This window comes from Streptomyces sp. NBC_01476 (assembly GCF_036227265.1).
In the GTDB taxonomy this organism is placed as follows: Bacteria; Actinomycetota; Actinomycetes; order Streptomycetales; family Streptomycetaceae; genus Actinacidiphila.
Genome location: NZ_CP109446.1, coordinates 2352317 through 2371627, shown reverse-complemented (window position 1 = coordinate 2371627; position 19311 = coordinate 2352317). Strand labels below are relative to the sequence as shown.

Below are 19311 nucleotides of genomic sequence, written 5' to 3'. Positions count from 1 at the left end.
AGGAGAATGAGGGCATGACCGAGCCGCTGTACAGGGGAACATCCGTCGAGCAGGCAGCGCATGCCATCGACTCGCATGGATTCCGGGAGACCGTGACCAGCGCCGGAGTCACCATGGCCGTGGCCGCGCAACGCCTTCACACCGCCGCCCAGCACCTCGACCCGTCCGAGCTCGAAGTCCTGATTGCCACGCACCGGCCCGAGTTGTGGAAGCGCATGAACAAGAGGCCGGGGCGGATGGCGCGGATGATGCGACGGCGCTGACCCTGGACGAAACGACACCGCCCCCTGCCAGCCGGAAGGCGACAGGGGGCGGTTCCATGTTCGGCCGTCCAAGTGGCCCAGAAGAACAACCCACCTTTCGGCCCTCTAATGGTCCAATCTGCGCCGTTGACGTAGGACACTAGATCGCGTAACGGGAGGATGCGCCATGAACGGAACCACTGCAGCAGCACCACTCGAAAACCACCGCTGGTGGGCATACCGCGCATGCTCGCCGGCGCCCGGACTCCCCACCATGAGCGCAGCAGACGAAACGGTTCCGCTCACCGCATGGGTCAGTTCGGACACCGAAACCCAGGACGAACGTCACCTCCGCGAACTGGCCGCGCTCGGCCTCTGCAACCGCTGCCCCATCCGCCAGGCATGCCTCGACTACGCGCTCGCGGAGGAACCCCTCAACATCTGGGGCGGCATGACGGCAGCGCAACGACGGGACCTGCTTCTCGACCGTCGGCGCGCCGCCTCAGCGAAACCAGTTGAGCCAGCGCGCATCCCGGTCACTGAACTCGACCTGAGAGTCCTACGGGCGCTTGCCGGGCATCGCAGCCAGCAGATGGTTGCGCGGGCGGCGGGCATGGATGTGACGCGAACGAACTGGCACCGGTCAAGGCTTGTGACCTTCCTCAGGCTAGACCCGCGCACGGCCACTCGCATGGACCTGCTGCGGGCCGGCCTAGGGGCTGGGCTCCTCGATGGTGGGGTTTTCGTCCTGGTCGACCGGCGGCGGCTGATCGCCGCGGTGCCGTCGCGGCAGGCATCTGTTGCCCGATCCCGCGGGGTGCAGTTGGTGCTGCCTGGACTGGAACGGTTCCTCAACGGCTCCTCGACCGGCCGGGCGTCCGTATCCGTGATGCCTCAACGGTCCACGGGTCTGCTTGCCGCGTAGCGCCGACGTGTCCCTGGAGGCGGTCACGACGGCGCCTATCCGATGTTGGCCATGAGCCAGCGGCCGAGGTAGCCGCCGCCTGCGTAGATCTTGTTGTCGACGCCGCTGAGGCTTGGGGCGGAGTAGGCGAGGTTGACGGTGAAGTTCCCGCCGCCGTCAACCTCGCTGGCGTCCACGATGAACTGGGTGATTCCGCTGGCGTGGGGGAACGATGTGGCCTGCGTGTAGAACGGGGCGTACCCCTCAGGGCCCGGTGATCCGCTGGTGCCGGAGGATGAGGCGTAGCGGGAGACGCCGCTGCCGTCGCCCTTCATGACGGCCAGGTCGAGCTGGTACTGGGTGCCCGCGTACATGAACGACGGTGACACCCACACCCGGTCGCCGGCCGATGCGGGGACGGACTTGCCGATGATGATCCCGCCGGATGTCGTGACGAGTGTCCAGGCCGGTGCGTTGACCAGGACGATGATCTCTTCGTCGATGCGGTCGTCCGCAACCGAGGTGATGCCCCCACCGCTGCCTCCTGCGTGGGAGTCGGTGTAGGCGTTCGCCGCGGTGAGAGTTTCCGCATCCCCGTCATCGGCGTACCCCTGCGCCGCGGTCTGGGCTGCTGCCGCGGCCCCGGCGGAGTCATATGCGATGTCGGCCCGGTCGGCTTCCCCGGTGATGGCATTGTCGGTGTACGACTCAGCGGCGGCTTGTGCGGCGTTGGCAGCACCGAGCGTGTCGAACTGCCCACCGGCCCAGACGCGGTCGCCGTGCGGGTCCGTGGCGCTGGCGTGCGCAGCGACCTTGGCGGTGGAACCGGCCCCGGTTTCGAGGGCAGCAGTGTCGGTGATGCCGTGGATGTTGGTGCTGTCGGCTGCGTGTGCCGCAAGGGCGTCCCCTGCCGCTGCTCGGTCGCCGTGGGGATCATTCGAGGCGGTGTGAGCGGCGACTTTCGCCGTAGCGTCGGTGGCGGCTGCACTGGTGGCTGCCGATTGGGCCGATGCCGCCGAGCCCGCGGTGTCGAATGCGCTGGCCGGCTGGACTGCTGCGGTGCCAAGCCCCAGGTTCGTCCGGGCTGCCGCTACGGAGGCGACATCGGACAGGTTGCTGGCCTTCGCAAGCCCGCCCAGGCCGGCCAGCGTTGGCGCAGTCGGTGTCCCGTGCGCGTGGTCTCCCCGGGAGTAGTCGCTGGCCGAACCGGCCGTCGAGGACGCGCCGAACGCTGTCTGCGCGACCACCGTGGATGACGGGGTTCCCGTACCGCCGCCGCCAGGTTCCCCCGTGTCGCCCTTTTCGCCCTGCTCTCCTTGCGGACCGCGCGGCCCGACCACCGGGACGTACTGAGGGGAGGAGGGGTCGACTTGCTGCTGCCTGTCCAATTCGGCTTCCTCCTGGTCGGCGGAGACTGCCATGTAGTACGAGCGTTTCTTCCCTCCGATGGTCTCGGTGACCAGCCACAACCATCCCCGTGGGTTCGTGCCGGGAACGTCGTTGGGGAGGACCCGGACGCCGACGTTCCCCTCTGCGTCAACAAGGTCACCGTCGTCGTTGAATCGGTACGTGCCGGCGCCGGAGAAGACCCGGCCGAATCCTTCGACGGTGATGGCGGGGACGTTCGGTTCCAGGCGCACCGTCCCCTCTGCAGGGTCGCCGCCCGCTGGGTTGGTGGCGGCGTAGGTGAGAAGGGTCGTGGGAAGACCGTCTGGGAACGACATGTCAGACCCCTTCGTGGATGTAGGTCCGGACTTCTTCCGGCATCGGCTGCGGTGGCAGGGGAGGTTCGAGGCCGGAGCGCCGTATGTAGCCCACGAGGTCGCGGACCCATCCGGCGAGGTAGCGCAGCGCGTATTCTTGGCCGTTGATCTTCTGCCGGTCCCGGTCTGCCCGTTCCCGGTCCCGTTCGGCGTCGGACTCCAGTTCGTCCACACGGCGATCAAGCCGGCCGATCTCCTTGTGGTGCTGCTCGCTGAGCAGCTTGAAGTCATCCCGGCGTTGCTGACCTCGCGGTTGCCTGCGCCCGACGACGGCAGTGACGATTCCCCCGGCGGCTGTCACCCCGGCGACGCCCATGGCGCTCACGGCGGTCAGCATTTCAGCGCTCACGCGCAGTCTCCGTTCTTGCGCGGCCGGGCTCACGCCAGCCGACTACCACCAGGCACACCAGGCCGAACGCGCCAAAGATCGCTGCTGTTATCCACCCCCGCGAGTTGTCTCCCAGGGGCCACCAGGATGCGAGGTAGCTGAGCGACCACGGCACGCTGATCAGCCACACCGCAGTGAACCCGGGCCAGTCCCTGCCTTCACCGAGGAACGCGCACAGCAGTGCAATCCCGCCAGCTGTGAGCCACGCGATGGCCCACCCGTGGGAGGGCATCAGGTGCAGCAGCAGTCGCAGGCCGCGTTTGTCGGGGATGGGTTCGATGAGTTGCCCGTACCCGTAGAGGACAGCGATTGTCCCCTTGAGGCAGAGGATTGCTCCGCGGCGGCCCAGCCGGGCGCGCAACCGCCGGGCCGCCCCGAGCACGGTCAGGCCGCCTTGACCGGCGAACGCTGCTCCACCGGCAGTGCGGGCACGGGCGCGGTGACCTCGCGGTGCAGCACGAGAGCGAGGACAGCGGAGACACCGGACATGACGAGCGACTGCTGGTCGGCGGAAAGGTCCAGGCCGAACCCGACGAACAGTGCCAGGCCGGCCTGCGCGAACTGGAGGATCGCGGCGCCGGCGGCTCCGGTCTTGAGGACGACCGCCGACGCGACACCGACGATGGCGGCGAGCACGGTGTTGATGATGGCCTGCTGGTCGGCGGATACGTTCAGGCCGAATGCGGCGGCGAGCTTCAGTGCGATGGCCGCGACGGCCAGGATGTAGACGGGTTCCCTGCCGAATATCTTCATGGTTGTCCGTTCTCGGGTTTTGGTGGGGTTCAGAGCTTGGGGATCTTCAGGTCGGCCCATGTCTTCGGGCCCGGGTAGCCGTCGGGGTCGCCCTTCAAGTCGGGCTTGCTGCGCTGGTAGTCCGCGACGTTCTTCCGGTCGGCCTCGGTCCAGGACGGTCCGGGACCGGACTTGTAGTGCTTGCCGAATCCGAGCGCGACCAGTCGGCGTCCGAGCGCGGTGACGATCGGGCTGGTGCGGCCCACGTGGAAGAACCCGTCACCCGGGTACGGCTCCAGCGTCGCCGGCTTCGCCGCCGGGGGGATGTTCTTGCCCTTCCCACCGGTCAGGTACGCCCACGTAGTTGGGCCCGGGATGCCGTCGGCATCGGATCCGGTCCAGCCCTGCGCCTTCTGGAACGCGGCGGTGGCGTCCTTGTCGGCGTCGGACCACTTCGGTCCTGGACCGTCCTTGTAGAAGCGGCCCCCGCCGCGGGCGACGAGCATCTGGCCGAGGTGCGTGACGAACGAGTTGTTCTTGCCCGGGCCGAAGTGGTCGGCTCCGGGGAAACTGTTCGTCACGGTGGGGTCGGCCGGCTTCGGGTCGTCTGCTGCCCCGGGGACCACGGTGACGTCTATGGACCCGGGGTCGGTGTGGTCGTTTCCCGGCACGTGAATGTGGCCGTAGTGACCGGCCTTGGACTGCCACGTTCCCCGGTTGCGATTCGCCTTGGAAGGCGGACCGGCCGGCCAGGTGTCGGGGATCCCCCAGTCCCGCCCTGCGGCGAGGAGCCGCTGCCAGTTGACCTTCTTGGACGGGTCGAAGCCCTGCGTCCACGGCTTGGCGGCGTAACCGAGGACTTCGACCTGGATGTTGACGAGGCCCTCGCGGTTGGTGCGCCGGGAAGCGTCGTTCTTCAGGGCGCGGGCAGACTTGCTGAGGGGACCGAACTGGCCGACGCGGTCGGTCGGCGGGTCGTAGATGACCTGCGGCTCGGAGGCGACACGGATCAGGTATGCGGCGACCCCGGAGAAGTAGTCGCCGCCGGCCGGGGACTCTGTGGTGTGCCAGGTGAACCGGGCCCCGGACTCGGGGTGGTCCATGGCGCCGCCGATGGACTGCGACCCGAACCGGACTGCGCCAGCGATGTAGTCGGGCCCGCGCGTGGCAGTGCGCGCCCCGCGTCCCGAAGCTCGAGGAGTCGGTTCCGGCTGCCGTACTTCGAACGGCTCGGCGTCGACCGGAACGTACACGTCGAGGTCACCGTCACTGCCCTGTGTGGCGTCGCGGGCCACGAAGAACGCACCGGACTGCCGCGGGGACTCGATCAGAAGCCTGCCGGCGGCCGGGATGGCCGCCAGCGCCCGGACCTCGTCGACGTGGGCCTGGTCGCACTCGCCCAGGTACGCGGAGTTGACCGCTCCTGTGCTGAGGTCGATGGTGTCGACGGCTACGTGGTACCGCCGCGGGTCGACCTCAGGGGCGTCCTCAGTCTTGCTGGTCTTGTCGGTCATGCCGCGTGCTCCCGTCGGGGCTGGATGATGTCGACCTGGTCGCTGATCTGCTGGTACAGGTCGAGGGACAGGCGGAACGAACCGCCGTCGCCCCAGGACGTGGTCCAGTGGTTGCGGAGGCGCACGATGGTCCGCTTGGGGTCCAGGTCCCCGGTCTTGGTGAAGGTCACCTTCTCCAGTGCGGTCGCGGTCACCAGGTGGCCGCCATCGATCGGGGAGTTCTCCCACCCGGTCACGTCGTCCAGCAACGCAGAGCTGGTGGGCTCGAACCACGCCTGGTACCAGGGCATCCCGAAGAGACACGTTCCGTGTCCCATGTCGCGGGCGAACTCCTCGGCGGTGGTGGCGGTGCCGTACTGGTCGCAGATCCCACGGGACCTCAAGACCTTCGCGATGGCGAGACCCGACGTGCCGCAGTCGTCGGAGGGGAACTGCACGTCGTGCCACTCGTCGCGCTTGGTCGCGTCGGAGTACACGCCGATCGCGTACTTCTCCGCCGCAACCGCATCGGTCACGTCCAGCCCGACAGCGGTCGCCTCCACCGGGGTGAGAAGCGCCGCGGCGACCTCGGTCCCGGAGTTACCGCCGCAGGACCCGAGGGCCGGCAGGTCGTCCAGGCCGGGGAAGAGCTCGCTGGTTCGGATCCCCTGGTCGATCAGGTCTTCCTGGTCCAGGACCGGGAGGTTCGGTTCGTGGTCGGCCGGTTTGATGGGCTCGCCACTGTAGGAGCGGCGGTACGCCAGGGTCCGTGCGTCGAGGACCTGGTGGCGGCCGAACCTGGGGTGTACGTCGTAGGTGCGCACAAAGGGCTGGGGCACTGCGCTGCTCCGTGATCTCCCCGTGCCCCGGACCGCCGCGTGGTGTAGTCCCTCGGGGAGTCGTACACGGGGCGGAGGGTCGCCCTTCTGCTGCTGATCGTAGATCGGTGCGGGCTGGTCACTGCCCCCGCTGCTTCCCGGTCAGGTGATGTTGCCGAGGGGGACTTTCGCGTTGACGAGGTACTCGCGGCCTGCCGCGATGGATCCGCCTGAGCTGCCGGACACCAGGACCGCGCCGCCGGTTGTGACGAGGAGCGGGAAGATGCTGAAGGCGCCGCTGAGGACGCTGAAGCAGGGCAGCGGCGACTGTGTGGCGGGGCGGTACCCGGTGGGTAGGGTGACGATGGTGGTTCCGGCGCCGGACGCGACCTTGAAGGCGCCGACAAGCCACAGGTTGTCCTCTGCGTCGATGCGGTAGCGGAGGGTCTGCCAGTTGGTGGCACCGTTGTAGGTGGTGTTCCCGGACCAGCCGGTGGTGTAAGACGGGGTCTGCCATGTTGTGCCGTGGGACACGTACCCGGAGACGATGGCGTTTCCGGTGGTGGTGATGTCCACCGGGTGGGATCCGCCGCCGTCGTCGAAGGACACGATGGGCCTGGCGGCGTCGGAGCGCAGGCGCATCTTCACCGGGTAGGTTCCGCTGATCGAGTTGCCGAGGATCTGCGTGGTCTTCCCGTCGGCCTCAGCGAAGATGTTCGCGGCCGGACCGATGGATCCGCTGACGTCGCCGAGGTAGAGGATGCCGTTCTGGACCTGGAAGTCGAGGGTGACGCCGGACTGCGAGTAGGAGATCAGGTTGCCGAGGGAGCCACCGATTTCCAGGGTCAAGTCGCTGCTGGAGTTGTAGATCCGCAGGAAGTTGTCGTCGGTGATGACAACCGAGGGGTCCGCGTTGGATGTCTGAATGGTTCCGCCGGTGATGACGGTGCCGTCGATCGTTCCGCCGGTGATGGTCTTACCGGTGATCGCGTCGGCTTTCAGGGCAGTGGCGTCCACAGACCCGACGGCGAGCTTCGCGGCTGTGATCGAGAGCGCTGCCAGTTGCGCCGTCTGGATTGCGCCCGCAAGGATCTTCGGGGTGGTGATCGCGTTGTCTGCGATCTTCGTTGTGGTGATCGAACCGTCGGCGACATCGGTATCCACGACAGCCCTCGGCTCATACGGTCCAGCCTGAGTGGTCGGCGCGGACGCGGCACCGGACGTGTTCCTGGCTACCAGGACGACGTACTGCGGTGCCACCGCCGGCATGTAGACGATGGCACCCTGAGGTGTCTCAATCGTCGCCTGCAGGGTCGTTGCGGACGGGGTGAACCCCGACACGGGCGAGGCGTGCACCTCAACCCGGGCCCAGTCGAGTGGTGCCACAGCGTCCCCGGCAAACGAGCCGTCCCAGGCAACAGCCAGGCCACCGAGCGCCGGGGCCACCGTCGGCGTGGACGGAGCCGGTGGGGGCCCGCCGTTGACGATGTTCACCGCGGTCGTTCCGTCGGCCTGCTGCCCCACCAGGGCCCGGAGACTACCGTTGGCGTCCTTGACCTGCAGTGCGGTGTCGTCCAGGGAAGCAGATCCTAGCCGGGATGCCCGTTCCATGTTCTTCAGGCGGGTTTCCAGGGACGCGATGCGGCGCCCAATGTCAGTGGTCATGCGGCGGTCCCGTATACGTAGGAGGCGGATGGCTGCAGTGAGATCACGGCCTGGGGCCCGCCGTCAGCGGAGGGCTTCTTCGTCCACCCGGTGATACGGCACCAGCCGCGCCAGGAGATCCAGTCGTTGTTGACACGGACCTGCACGTCGTCTCCGATCTGCCAGGACCCGATCGGTGCGGACGGGGTGTGGCGGACGGTGATCTCTTCGACGGTTCCGAGGACTTCCCGGAAGGCCCGTTCCTGGTCTGCCCGGGTGGCGAGTACATCGGTGGCGGAGATGTCGGGGACGTCCAGGACGCGTTCGAGGCGTAGCCGGCCATTGCGGACGGCGCTGATGGCGCGGCGCTTCGCTGATCCGTCACCGAGTCCGTTAGCGACGACGACCTGGGCGTAGTCGTCCCCGGCGAGGGGCACTTCTGGGTCTTCGATGATGTTGATTCCGGTGGCGAAGCTGATGTCTGTTCGGCGCCGGCCAAGACGCGGCCACCCGAGTGCGATCCGTTTCACAGGGGCCGTCCGGTCGGCGTTCCAGGTCGTAACAGCCGTGTATTCGGGCATGGCCTGACCGGACACGATGTCGTCGACTTTGTCGCCGAGGACGGGGAACTCCCACCAGGGGAAGGCGTAGGGCTCGGAGGTGGTACCGATCTTCGCGGTGCTGGTGGTGGCATCCACGACCACGTCGAGGTCCCCGTCGGGGATGGACTGGGCGTAGGCCCAGACGTCCCGCAGGACCTGGCAGGGGTCGGCGTTGGCGTAGGGGCCGCGGCCACCGAGGTTCCCGTCGAGGTCGATGCGGTGCATCAGGTAGGACGGCCACGAGGCTGCTTCGATCGCGTAGGTGCTGCCCTGGGGCCGGGCGTCCCAGACGAGTCCGCCCCAGGTGATCTGGCCGTCTTCCTCGACGTAGATCTCGGTGGTTCCGGGGTCGGTGAGGGTGCTGTTGGAGTGGATGAGGTGCGGTGCGAGGGTCCCGGACAGTGACCCGGGTCCGGATAGTTCAGGGCCGAACTCGGGGTCCGTCAGGGGAAGCGCCTTGGACAGCCACTCGCCGGTGAGGGCGTGCCGCGTCATGACCCGGAGGTTGTTCGCGGCCATCAGCGGGGCGCCTCGGTGAACTCCACGTCGGCGACCAGCGTCACCCCGGTGTCCATGCCGACGTGGCCGCCGTTGCCGCCCCCGCCGGCCGCCCTGGGGCGTAGTAGTTGACTGGTTCCCCGGTAGGCGCTGGGGATGGTGAGGGTGTCGGCTACGACGACGGTGGACCGGCGGACGCCAGTTCCGTTGTTGTCGTCGAGGACGGTGTTCTGCAGGGACAGGGAGGCGCCGAAGGTGGCGCTGAGGTTCCCGAAGAAGTCCGCGGTGGAGTAGCGGATCTGGCAGATCGTGAGGACGATCTTTACGGTGGTTGCCCAGTCCGGGACGGGGATGTTCCACCCGGCGACGTTCGACCAGTAGGAGAACGTTCCGGATGATCCTGAGATCTCCACGAGGGCCGCGGTCGGCGAGTACGTCCACAGGGTTCGGTTGCGGCGGGGGTTGGCGCACTGCCGGATGTCGGTGATCATTCCGGAGGTGATGGTGGACGTGGACGCGGGGATGTCGATGCGGGCCAGGGGGATCGCGGTGTACCCGCCAGGTACCACGGTTGCGGTCGATCCGACGTTGCTGATCACGTCGAAGAACATGATCTGGTCGGTTGCCGGGTCGAGGCTCCCCTCGTACTGGGGGTCGAGGATGCGCAGCACGACCATGTCGGACCGCGGTGATCCACCGGTGGATGCGATCGATACGGTCGCAGACCCGATGTTGCAGGCCGAGTAGGACCCCTGGAACGAGTTGGCCTTGCCGCGGACTACCCCCGATCCGTCGCCGACCTGTACGGCGGCCCCAGGTGTCCCCAGGGCGGTGACCTTCAGGTCGTCGCCCTGGGTGATTCCCTCGGCTCCGTTGGCGAGGTCCCGGACCAGCATCCGGAACTGCTGCGCACTGTGCATCGACCCATTCGTCAAGATAGGCGCCTGGAACAGCGTCATTGCGTGTATCTCCTGTTCATAGCGCCTGGTAGGCCGGACGCCAGGTCAGGCGCAGCCGGGACGTGTTGGTCGGGTCGACGGCGGTCCATCTCAGTTCGCTCTGGCCGGCGGGTAGCGAGAACTGGTCCAGGCGGGAGGCGGCGGAGAGGAACGCTTCCGCGTTGCCGCCGTTCTCCCGGACCACGCTGACGCGCCCGGGCCGCGCGTCGAGCTCCACCCACTGGCCTGCGGTGAGCGCCAGCGTTGGCAGGGCGAGGGTCCTTCCTGACTCCGCGTGGATGATCGTGACGTTCGAGCACGGGCCGGTGATGCGGATGAGCGGGTAGGTGTCGGTGTCGCCGTCGTTGGTCACCCACCCAGGCCGGTCGGCTGCCCCGGATGCTGCGGTGACGAGGATCGGAGCGGCCACCGGTGCGGTGAACCCGCCGCCCGACAGCCACCCGAGGGGAATCTCCACGGTCTGGTCGGTGTCGCCGTAGAACAGGGGGTCGCCGGCAATGAACTCGATGTCGAGCGGGACGTAGCCGTAGATGACCTGCGCGAACTCGGCGTCGACCTTTCGGACGCGCCCGTAGAGGACCTTTGTGGGCCGGCCGGGACGCTTGATCCGCAGCGGGATCGTTTCCCCGCCCGCGAGGCGAACCGCTGGGTCGACGGCCCCGGCCTGCAGGGCTGCGAGGACATCGTGGGCCGCCTGCGGGTCGGCGGGGGTTTTGATGGCCGCGTCGAACTGGACTTGCCTCGCGTCCCAGTAGTCGGGGCCCACGAACACCCCGTCGGCGCTGGGCTGGGGCACGTCGTTGTCGCGGACCGGGGGCCTGCCCAGACCGGATGTTTCGATCACGTTGATGCTTGTGCCGGCGCCCATGAGCGCGCCCGCGAGGTCGTACTGCCAGTCGACGAGGTCAACCACGTGCGTTCACCCCTCCCCGTTTGGCCCGCCGGTAAGAGCGGGCGACCTGCGCGCCAATGTCGGACCCCGTTGCGCCTGTGCGGACTGTGGACACGCTGATGTGGGTGTCGCCTTCCTGCCGGATGACCGTGACTCCTCCAGCCGACCCGGCGGCGGTGAGGCCCAGACCGAATCGGTGCGCGATGTCGTACATCACGCGCATGGCCTGTGGCCGCTTGTTCTGGCCGAGTGGAACGAACCCCTCACCGCCGGTGGACGGCTCGGCGAACGTGAGCGCGCCGGCGGTCGTGCTGTAGATCCCGGGCCTGATCCCCCCGTTGTCGTAGCTGAGGCCCTTCTGGGCGCGCGCCAGGTCAGCGAGGAACTTCGAGGACCTAGACCCGAGCGCAGTCTTGATCTGCGAGGCGGCCTTCCCGGCGACGGTGACGATCTCGTCTTCCTCAATGCCGGTGGCGTCCGCGACCGTGTGAATGCCGACCTTGTTCGATGACACCGATCCGATGATCTGCACCAGTTCGGCGAGCTGATCGGACGACAGAGCGTTCCCGGCGGCCTTCGCGGACGCGTTCGCCTTCGCCGCGGCTGTCTTGTTCTTCACCGCCTGGGCGGCAATGGCCTGCGCCGCGTCGTCGCCCTGCCCGGCGAGTTGCGCGGCGAGCGCCCCGTACCCCTGCCCGGCGAGTTTCGACAGGTTCGCCTCGAAGGTGGTGGACACCTTGTTGGAGGCGTTGATCTGCGAGGTGTAGTCCGCGAGGGTTGCCTTCGCAAGAGGTCCGAGGCGCCGCAGGTTCGCGACGATGCTGTTGAACTGCTTGGTGGATGCCTTCGCGAGGGCGGCAACCATGTCGGCGCCCTCGGTTCCCATGCTCCGCAGCTGGTCGATGATGTCCGATCCGCCCCGGGACGCAATCCGGGACAGGGACGCCTCGTAGGACTTGCTTTCGCGGACGGCGGCGCCGAGGGTCCCGGACCACTCCGTCAGTGAGAATGTCTGCTTGTAACGCTTCTCCGCGGTGTTCGCCGCGTTCGTGGCCGTGGCGACGGTTCGGCGGGCCTTGGCGACGCTGTTCTCCGCCGATACGAGGGCGGCGTGGGTGTGCTTGTGCGATCGGACCTGCTGCAGGCGTGCTTCTGCGGTCCGCAGTGATCCAACGGCGTTCTGCTCTGCCCTGATCGCTTTCAGGTAGTCGTCGCGGCTGATGGGCTGGTGCCAGCTGTCGTATCCGGACTGCACGTCGCTGAGGGACCGGGCCGGGTCTGACGGTGAGTAGGAGAACCCGCCGGAGTCGAATGCGGTGACCGAGCCGTTGGCGTTCCACTGGATCGCCGACGGGTCACCGCCAAGCCGGCGCACGATCTCCTCGGTGATGGCGCGCGAGCGGGGCCGCTTGGACCTGGCGAATGGAACATACCCTTCGCCGTCGGTCTCCGGCTCGGCCCACACTCGCATGGCGCCGGCCGGTGCGAGTTGCGCGACGTGGCGTTCGCGCATGCCACCGGAGGCGTAGTAGTCGGTGACGGATCCGTTGGCGTTGGTTTTGTGCGGGCCCTGCGAGTAGTACGCCTTCGGGTCGACGCCGGTCTTGACCCCGTTGATGGTGACGGTGACAGTTTTGTGACTGGGAATGGAGTTGATGTACCGCTGGAGGCTGTCGATGGCAGACTTCGCTGTGCCCGTTGGTACGGTCAGCTGGAACTGGCGCGTCCCCGGGATCATGCGGATCTTGTACCCGAGGTTTTTCAGTGCCGTCTGGGCGTCCGCCGACAACGCATCAACGGTGATGGTCTTCTTCCCTGGGGTCTGCTTGATCTGCGCCTGCACCGCGAGGAGTTCCGCCATGACGCCATCAACTCCCTGGGTTTCCAGGAGGATCGCAACCTGCCCGGGAATGAGCCCCATGGAGTCCGCGACTTTCTTCGCGTCGTCCCCAGTGATTCCGTACTGACCAGACAGCTTGATCGCCGCGTCACGGCCGCGCTGCATTTCCTTGGAAGCCGCGGCAATGGATGTCGGCAGGTCCTTGCCCTGAGACTGGGCAAGAGAGAACGCAGCGGTCGCCGCATTGGTGGCCCCGTCGGCAATGTCAGTGAGGCTGCTGTAGAGCTGCTGACCGTTCTTGGTGACGGTGCTGATGCTGCCGTTGGTGTTGAGGAGAGCCTTCTTGTACCCCTCCGCCTTGTTCACTCCGTCAGCCAACTGGTCGTTCGCGTTGCTGATGGCCTGGTTCATCTGCGCCTCGGCGGCCTGGTAATCCAGCGTCCCGCCGGACAGCAGATCAAGTGCCTGCTTCAACGCCCTCGTCCGGGAGTCAGCGTCGGACGTGCTATCGGAAAGGTCACTCACCGCAGATTTCAGCCGGTCGTATGCGGACGTCCCACCCGATGTCCCCTTGATCGCCGAGTTCAGGTCGCGTGCTTTCTTCGCGGCCTCATCGGACTCGCCGATCAAATCCCGGACGGCATCAGCAGCGGCGCTGTACTGCAAGCCGGCCTTGATGTCGGCGTCCTGGCCCCTGGACCGCCTCTTCTGGCTCATGGCGGCCTTGTCGGACGCTTTCGACATTGCGTCGAGCCTGGTGGCGACGGTCTTCAGCGAGGTTCCCTGGCCCAGGTACGCGTCGGTGGTGTCCTTGAGGCTGTAGCCGGCCTTCCCGAGGATCGTGACAAGATCGCCGTACCCGCCCTTGACCTTGGTGGTCTGGAGGACGTTCGCGGCCTGCTCGCGGACAGCGTCATTGATCGCACCGTTGCTGTCACGGAACGCCTGGGTGAGGGACGAAACGCTGGCCTTGTGTTCCGCAGTGGCCTGCGCTGCCTTCTGCTGTGCCGCGGCCCAGAAGCCGAGGGCGACAGTGCCGGCGGCGATCGCCACGCCCCACGGTCCGCCGAGGAATCCGACGAGTCCACTCATCCCAGAGCGGAGACTCGTTGTGGCGGCGGCGCCGATGCCGCGCAGCGTCCCCGTGAAGCGTCCGCCTGTTGTGCTGGCGGTACGGAAGCTGTCTGTGATCCGGCCGATGACCGGGATGCGGGTCTGAAGCACCGCGAACGCGGCCCCGTACCGGGACAGGCTGACGCCGGCGGACGCCGCCAGTGTCCGCTGCACGGCCATCTGCGCACCGAACGACCGGAACGACCCCGTAAGGCGACCGCCGACGGTGCCAGCGAGTCCGGTCATCACCGGGGCAACACGGCGCGCCAGGAGCATCGCGAGGATCGCTGACTGCACCGGCCCCGGAAGGCTGCTGAAGTCCTGCACCAGCGCCCCAACGAGGCGGCCGAGCGGACCCAGCACACCGGACACCTGACCGACGACTTTCGCTGTCGCGTCGAACGCGAACACTGCCGTGTCCAGGGCGGTGGATACCCCGTCGCCGCCCTTACCGATATCACCCAGGGCGTGCACCACGGGTTCGGCACCGTGGACCACGTTCTTCAGGACGGTGACGAGAGCCTCGCCGGCGTTCAGTAGAACGTTCAGGGCGTCAGCAGCGACTTCGGTTCCGAAGCCCTTGAAGCTCGCCCCAAGCCCACGGGCCTCATGTCCGATGCCGGAGAAGATCCCGGAGAACTCCTTCTTCAGGTCCGGGCCGTACAGGTAGGCCGCCGAGTTGAGGTGCTTGAACCAGGCCGTCAGGTACGGCGTGGACTCGGCGAGTCCCTTCGTCAGCCCGCGGGTGATGTACTCCAGCGCCGGCGCCATCCCGTCGTAGATCGCCAGGCCGGTCTGCTTCGACTGGGTCTTGAGCTGCACCATGGCACCCGCAAGGCCCTTACCCTGCGCTGCGGCGATAGCAGCGGCGGCACCCTGCTGGCGTACCGCAATGTTCAGGGCGTCGAAGGACTCGGTTCCCTGGTGCGCCAGGGCGACAGCCGATGCCAGGGCGGGCTTCCCGAATGCCTTGCCGGCCGCGGCGGTGAAAGCCTTCGGGGAGAGTTTCTGCTGGGCGGTGTGGAGCTGGTCGATGACGTACCGGAGGCCCTTGAAGTTGCCCTGGGCATCCCACGCGTTGATGCCGAGGGTTTTCAGGCCGTCCGACATCTGATTGGTGGGTTTCGCGAGGTTGGTGAGGATTCCCCGCAGTGCGGTGCCGGCCTTGGATCCGAGGATGCCGGACTTGGCGAGCATGCCGACACCGGTGGCGGCGTCCTGCATGTCGATGCCGAGTCCGTGCGCAACCGGGCCAGCGTAGGACATGGCGTAGTAGATGTCCTTGACGCCACCGGAGGCGTTGTTCGCGGTCGCGGCGAGGGTGTCGGCGGTCTTGCTGGCCTGGTCGGCGGACAGGCCGAACTGGTCCATGATGTCGCCGAGGTACTTCGCACTGTCTGCTGCGTCGGTCTGTGCGGCGGCGGACAGCAGCAGGGCGGCCCTTGTGGAGTCGATCGCCTGGTCGGTCCTAAACCCTGCCTTGGACAGTTCGACCATGGCGTCGGCCGCTTCTACGGCGGACACCTTGGGGAGTTTCAGGTCCGAACCGAGTTGGTTGGCGACGGCCCCGGCCCTGGCCATCTGCATTCTGGTGGCGTTGGATGTGGCGCCGAACTGGTTGAGTGTCTGGTTGAGTTCGTTGCCGTTCTCAACGAGTTTCCCGGCGCCTGCGATGAGAGCCCCGCCGGCGAGCAGCGTCAGCAGGCCGGCGGCCCGGTCGCGTACCCGGCCGATTGCACCGTCCATGCGGCCCATGGATCGGGTGCCGTCGTCGCCGATACGTGCCGCGGCGGTGCGGGCTGTTCGGGAGGCGGCGGCGAGCCGGTCCAGGTCGCGGATGGTCACGCTGACCCGGGAACTCATTCTCCGCAGGTCGTTGGCGGCGTTCCTGGACTCGGTGCGGAGCAGCGCGATGTTGCGGCGGGACTCGCCGGAGGATCCGGCGATCAGGACGAGTTGCCGCTGCGCCGCCCGGGCTGATGCTGCGAGGGTGTCGATGTCCCGGGCTGTGGACCGTGAGGTGCTGCCGAGTTTCTTGACTTCCTTCGTGGCGGTGCGGGACTCGGTGCCGAGCTTGCCGACCTCTTTCACTGTGGACTTCAGGGCGGTGTCGAGGGACCGCGCGTCTTTGGCGGTGGCCTTGAGGGTCTTCGGCAGGTCTCCGGTTGCCCGGAGCGCCACTGACAGGTTCCAGTTCGGCATGGTCCCTCCCTTCTGTCATCCGGTGGTGCTGGTCAGTCGAGCCGTGCGTTGTCCCAGGGGCGTGGCCTGCGGTCTGCGCGTTTCAGTTCCCGTTCGGCCTGCCGTGCCGCGTGGACGGCCCAGGGCAGCAGCCCGACCTTTGCGCCGTGTTTCGTCTGGGGGATGTCGGCTTGGGCGTAGCCGATGGCCTCACAGCCGAGGCAGAGAGATGTTTCGGCGACGTAGGCTTCGTCGTCGCCCTCCCATTCCTCGGGGCGGGTGCCGCAGTGGGGGCAGACGCCGGTGAGGTACTCGCGGTAGGCGAGGGCCTTCGCGCGGTCGCGTTGGGTCCAGGTGCCGTCACCGATGCCGAGGAACTGCGAGTGGGGGATCCCCCACCGGTCGCACAGTTCGAGTTCTCCGCGTAGTCGGGCATCGGCGATCAGCCTTTTCCCAGGTCTGTGCGGTTCTTGTTCTGCACGGAGTACGCGGCCTGCCACAGGGCGATGGACTCTGCCGGCCCCCAGGTGTCGAGGTAGTGGGTGGCGTCCTCGACGGGCATGCCATCCACGGATGCCGCGGAGATCAGGGCGGGGGCGAGCGTGTCGATGTTCCACGGCTCGCCTTCTTCGGCCTGCTCTTCTGTCGGAGGGTGGGCCTTGATGAGGGCCTCGTACTCGGGCCTGGGGAGGGCTCGGAAGACCAGGAAGGTACTGGCCCCATCCACGGCGGCCTGTGCCTTCTGAACGGCCCTTCCGCACGCGGCGAGGGCCTTCTTCGCGTCGGCCAGCCGGTCCGAACTGGACGGGTCCTCGGTGAGCGCCTCGACCAGGGCCTCGGCTTGGCGGTGGGTCCGCTGGGCTTCGGCGAGGTCGTCCTTGAGGTCTTCGTCGTCGCAAATCCTCAGCTTCGCGGTGGCGTTGGTGCGGCTCTGGAGGCGTTCGCGTTTGGCCGCCCAGTGGGCGTCGAGGGCCACGGCCGCGGCCGGCGGGTCAGGCTGCGCTGGGGCGGTAGCCGTCTTCGTGTTTGAGGTGGTCATGTGGGGTCGGTCCTCCGTCAGGGAAGGGGGTGACCCGGCCGGGCGCCGCGTGGCGCCCCCTTCCGACACCGCGGGTGCCCGGCCGGGAGCTGGGGAAGGATCAGGTGGCGGCCGGCACGGCGGCACCGATGACGGGCGGCTCGGTGATGCTGAACATCACGGCGAACTTCGCGGCCTCGTTGTCGGTGGTGTACTGCGGGCTGATGGAGGCGACACGCACCGGGTAGATGTCCATGCTGGTGCTGGCGGGGACGTCGCCCTTGCGGAGGATGATCACGAAACCTTCGGAGCCCTTGGCGAGGGTGGTCTCGATGTCGTTGTCGGTGTCGTCCTCGTAGAACGTGATGGTGGAGTCCGACGCCTGGTCGGATCCGGGGATCTTCGCGTCGAAGGTCGCTTCCATCGTGGGGGTGTCGATCTGCTGGTTCTCCACGGAGAACCCGTCGATCGCGGCGATCGAGGGGGTCAGCTTCGTGGCGCCGGTCAGTTCGACCCGGGTCGGCAGCATCGTGGTCGCGGCGGCGGCGATGGTGTCGGTGAACAGGATCTTCGTTGTGCCCTTGCGGGAGAACTTGCCCATGAGAAAGGCCCCTTCGCGGGGCCTTCCCTCCTTTGCGGGACCTGGCCCCTACACGTGATGTGTGGGTGGCGGCCACCTGTCGGTGGCGTCCGCGTGGGGTCCCGCCGCGGTGCGGTTCTGCTCCCGACCCGAGTGGGGTCAGGTGGTTGGGGTCAGGTCGAACCTGAACCTCTGCACGTAGGACATGATCCCATCGGCGGGGTCGGGCACTGCCCCTGGTTCGATGTCGATGCCGCGGCTCATGCACTGGTAGCCGGGTGCGGTGATGTTGTGCAGCCATGCCCCGGTGGTGGGGTTGCGTCCGAGCAGGGCGATTCGGGCTTTATCTGCCAGCCACTCGGTTTGGGTCTGGTCTCCGCCGGACTGGGGGATCTCCGGGTCGGGACCGGACACGGAGGTGACCTGGTAAACGAGGTGGGCGTCCTCGTTTTCATCTGTGAAGGGCGCCCCGTCGAACGTTGAGTCGATGCTGTACAGGATGTGGTACGGGGGAAGGACGGGGGTTACCCCGTCGTCGGATCGGGGCATCTTTCCCAGACCGACGGGTTTTCCCGATTCTGCTGTGATGGCTGCGGCTACCTGAGCGGTCACAAGTCGACGTTCGATCACGACGGGCCGCCGCCCTCGTACCGTTCGCGTCCGTCCAAGCTGTTGTGCACGACTACCCAGCCCATTCCGCCGCCGTTCTTCTCGACGGGGCGAGTTCTGGGACCGCACACGCAGTCGCTGTCGCCGGAAGTGTCGTGCTCGATCAAGTCGTTAATCGGCGTGACGTGCATCGTGTTGGGGTCAGCCATCAACTCATCGCCTCCCCGACAGCGCGCTTGATGTTGAACCCGAAGCGCTTCTGGAAGTCCCCGACGGCCAGTCCGACATGGGGACGGGGGTGCTGGTCGTAGGTTCGACCGAGGGAGTCGGTGCCGACGAACCCGAACTCCAGCCGGCGCCCCTGCGGGGCTTCGGTCCCAACGGTGGTGACGTCCCCGGTGGACACGACCTGCCACGAGGCCAGGTACGCGCCGGTGACGACGTTGGGACCGGGAGCCCCCGAGGCGTTCGCCTGGATCAGGGCTCGCAGCAGTTGCCCTTCGTGCTTCGTGGTCGACTTCATCGCCTTCGGAACCCGGGCCGCGGCCTTCTCCAGGCGGCTGGCGAACTCGTCGGGTGTCATGCGGTTCCCCCGCGGCGCGCTTCCTGCTTGCGGTCGATGGGGGTGACCCGCACCGCACCCAGGGTGTTGGCCCGCCCCGGGTCGGTGGCCTGCCACACGGGGCCGATGAGCGCGGTGTCGCCTCCCTCATGGACCGCAGTGACGTCCACGAGGTCGTCCTGGTCTGCGGTGGGGGCGCTGAGCGGGGTCATGAGTCGGGACATGCTCTTGGTTTCCTGCACGAAGGGTTCGCCGGCTGATGGCCATCCGTTGTACCCGGACTGGGCGCTGTCGGCTTGCAGGGCACCCGGGCCTTCGTACACGGTCGCGGACGGCGGGTAGGTGAGCTGTCCGGTAGTGGGGTCGAGGACGGGTGCGCCGAGGGAGGGGCGGCGGATGCGGACGGTGTCGCGGAGTACGAGGTCGTTGATGAGTCCGGCTGCTTGGGCGAGGACGTCGTCGAGGCCGGGCAC

General features: G+C 67.5%; 19 protein-coding genes. 2 read left to right on the top strand and 17 right to left on the bottom strand.

The features are described from left to right. Positions 1 to 14 precede the first annotated feature (14 nt). Both OG552_RS10550 and OG552_RS10545 read left to right on the top strand, forming a co-directional pair. Positions 15 to 263, top strand: coding sequence for a hypothetical protein (locus OG552_RS10550; RefSeq protein WP_329131574.1), 249 nt, complete (start codon positions 15 to 17; stop codon positions 261 to 263). Between the two features lie 253 nt (positions 264 to 516). Then, positions 517 to 1167: a WhiB family transcriptional regulator gene (locus tag OG552_RS10545; RefSeq protein ID WP_329131571.1), complete on the top strand. Its 651-nt coding sequence runs from the start codon at positions 517 to 519 to the stop codon at positions 1165 to 1167. A 35-nt stretch (positions 1168 to 1202) separates the two neighbouring features. On the opposite strand, the gene OG552_RS10540 is transcribed toward OG552_RS10545, so the two are convergent. The 17 genes from OG552_RS10540 to OG552_RS10460 all read right to left on the bottom strand — a co-directional run bounded on the left by OG552_RS10540 (position 1203) and on the right by OG552_RS10460 (position 19311). Then, positions 1203 to 2870, bottom strand: a complete 1668-nt coding sequence (locus OG552_RS10540) for a hypothetical protein (RefSeq protein WP_329131570.1) — start codon at positions 2868 to 2870, stop codon at positions 1203 to 1205. Position 2871: 1 nt separating this feature from the next. Beyond that, positions 2872 to 3258 carry a hypothetical protein gene (locus OG552_RS10535; protein WP_329131569.1) on the bottom strand — a complete coding sequence of 129 codons (387 nt, stop codon included), beginning with the start codon at positions 3256 to 3258 and terminating at the stop codon, positions 2872 to 2874. A 423-nt stretch (positions 3259 to 3681) separates the two neighbouring features. Further along, the gene (locus tag OG552_RS10530; protein WP_329131568.1) at positions 3682 to 4050 is read right to left on the bottom strand and encodes a hypothetical protein; all 369 of its coding nucleotides are present in this window, start codon (positions 4048 to 4050) and stop codon (positions 3682 to 3684) included. Between the two features lie 29 nt (positions 4051 to 4079). Then, positions 4080 to 5543, bottom strand: a complete 1464-nt coding sequence (locus OG552_RS10525) for a peptidoglycan-binding protein (RefSeq protein ID WP_329131566.1) — start codon at positions 5541 to 5543, stop codon at positions 4080 to 4082. Continuing rightward, positions 5540 to 6361, bottom strand: a complete 822-nt coding sequence (locus OG552_RS10520; protein WP_329131564.1) for a hypothetical protein — start codon at positions 6359 to 6361, stop codon at positions 5540 to 5542. The genes OG552_RS10525 and OG552_RS10520 overlap by 4 nt, the downstream gene beginning before the upstream one ends. Positions 6362 to 6502: 141 nt before the next feature. Next, the gene (locus OG552_RS10515) at positions 6503 to 8005 is read right to left on the bottom strand and encodes a hypothetical protein (RefSeq protein WP_329131562.1); all 1503 of its coding nucleotides are present in this window, start codon (positions 8003 to 8005) and stop codon (positions 6503 to 6505) included. Further along, entirely contained in the window at positions 8002 to 9081 is a 1080-nt protein-coding gene (locus tag OG552_RS10510; protein WP_329131560.1) for a hypothetical protein, read from the bottom strand. Before OG552_RS10510 ends, OG552_RS10515 begins: the two co-directional genes overlap by 4 nt. A gap of 23 nt (positions 9082 to 9104) precedes the next feature. Beyond that, a complete protein-coding gene (locus tag OG552_RS10505; protein WP_329131558.1) occupies positions 9105 to 10004 on the bottom strand; it encodes a hypothetical protein in 900 nt (299 codons plus the stop codon). A 55-nt stretch (positions 10005 to 10059) separates the two neighbouring features. After that, entirely contained in the window at positions 10060 to 10956 is an 897-nt protein-coding gene (locus OG552_RS10500) for a hypothetical protein (RefSeq protein WP_329131556.1), read from the bottom strand. Further along, positions 10949 to 16090 carry a phage tail tape measure protein gene (locus tag OG552_RS10495; RefSeq protein WP_329131554.1) on the bottom strand — a complete coding sequence of 1714 codons (5142 nt, stop codon included), beginning with the start codon at positions 16088 to 16090 and terminating at the stop codon, positions 10949 to 10951. The genes OG552_RS10500 and OG552_RS10495 overlap by 8 nt, the downstream gene beginning before the upstream one ends. A gap of 32 nt (positions 16091 to 16122) precedes the next feature. Further along, on the bottom strand, positions 16123 to 16569 hold the full coding sequence (locus OG552_RS10490) for a hypothetical protein (protein WP_329131552.1): 447 nt from the start codon (positions 16567 to 16569) through the stop codon (positions 16123 to 16125). Then, the gene (locus tag OG552_RS10485) at positions 16512 to 17108 is read right to left on the bottom strand and encodes a hypothetical protein (RefSeq protein ID WP_329131551.1); all 597 of its coding nucleotides are present in this window, start codon (positions 17106 to 17108) and stop codon (positions 16512 to 16514) included. Before OG552_RS10485 ends, OG552_RS10490 begins: the two co-directional genes overlap by 58 nt. A gap of 100 nt (positions 17109 to 17208) precedes the next feature. Then, positions 17209 to 17688, bottom strand: coding sequence for a phage tail tube protein (locus tag OG552_RS10480; RefSeq protein ID WP_329131549.1), 480 nt, complete (start codon positions 17686 to 17688; stop codon positions 17209 to 17211). Between the two features lie 138 nt (positions 17689 to 17826). Next, positions 17827 to 18279 (bottom strand): hypothetical protein, encoded by a 453-nt coding sequence (locus OG552_RS10475; RefSeq protein ID WP_329131547.1) that lies wholly within the window; start codon positions 18277 to 18279, stop codon positions 17827 to 17829. 14 nt (positions 18280 to 18293) lie between these two features. Next, positions 18294 to 18485: a hypothetical protein gene (locus OG552_RS10470; RefSeq protein ID WP_329131546.1), complete on the bottom strand. Its 192-nt coding sequence runs from the start codon at positions 18483 to 18485 to the stop codon at positions 18294 to 18296. Continuing rightward, on the bottom strand, positions 18485 to 18859 hold the full coding sequence (locus OG552_RS10465; protein ID WP_329131544.1) for an HK97 gp10 family phage protein: 375 nt from the start codon (positions 18857 to 18859) through the stop codon (positions 18485 to 18487). Before OG552_RS10465 ends, OG552_RS10470 begins: the two co-directional genes overlap by 1 nt. Further along, on the bottom strand, positions 18856 to 19311 hold the full coding sequence (locus OG552_RS10460; protein ID WP_329131542.1) for a DUF6093 family protein: 456 nt from the start codon (positions 19309 to 19311) through the stop codon (positions 18856 to 18858). The genes OG552_RS10465 and OG552_RS10460 overlap by 4 nt, the downstream gene beginning before the upstream one ends.